General features: G+C 48.9%; 1 protein-coding gene. It reads right to left on the reverse strand.

All coding sequences use genetic code 11. The features are described from left to right. Positions 1-657 (reverse strand): LysR substrate-binding domain-containing protein (locus tag R7190_RS28055; protein WP_318137948.1); only part of this gene is annotated, 657 nt, incomplete at both ends.

Raw genomic sequence — 657 nt, forward strand, 5'->3', positions numbered from 1 at the left:
CTTGTCATCTTGCAGCAGTTTCTCCACCAGCACACCTTCATGAATAAGTGGCATCGCAATATGACGCGGCATATACCCGACTCCAACGCCATTTTTTAAACATTCAATCGCACTATACCAATTGGGCAATAATAAACGACGCTGCTTGGCATAGTGACCTGTGTGTCGTTTTGGCAGTACGTTCGATGTGTCATCCAGACAAATCGCGGGAAACTGGCTAACAAACTCTTCGGTGAGAACCTGCTGACGTACACAAGGATGAGCAGGCGACATGACAAACGCCCAATCCAACACACCCATGTCTTTCACTTCGAAATCCCCGCCGACCGGAACTGCTGAAGTGGCTCCGACTACGATGTCGGCACGACCTTGAGCGATCGCCTCCCAAGAGCCGTTAAAGACTTCCATGTTGATTTGCAGTTCCGCAAATTCAAACTCTCGATAAAAATCTTCCACTAACGGTTTTAGCTTTTCGAGCTTTACTACGTTATCCAGCGTCAGTTTCAACGTTGTTTTCCAGCCGTGCGCAGCTCGACGAGTTTGTGCTTTCACCTCTTCCATCTGACGCAGTAACGAGCGCGCTTCAGCCATGAATAGCTCACCCGCTGGTGTTAATTCAACTTTCCTTGGTAAGCGGCGAAATAGCACGACGTCCAA

The organism is Vibrio sp. 1078-1 (assembly GCF_033340475.1).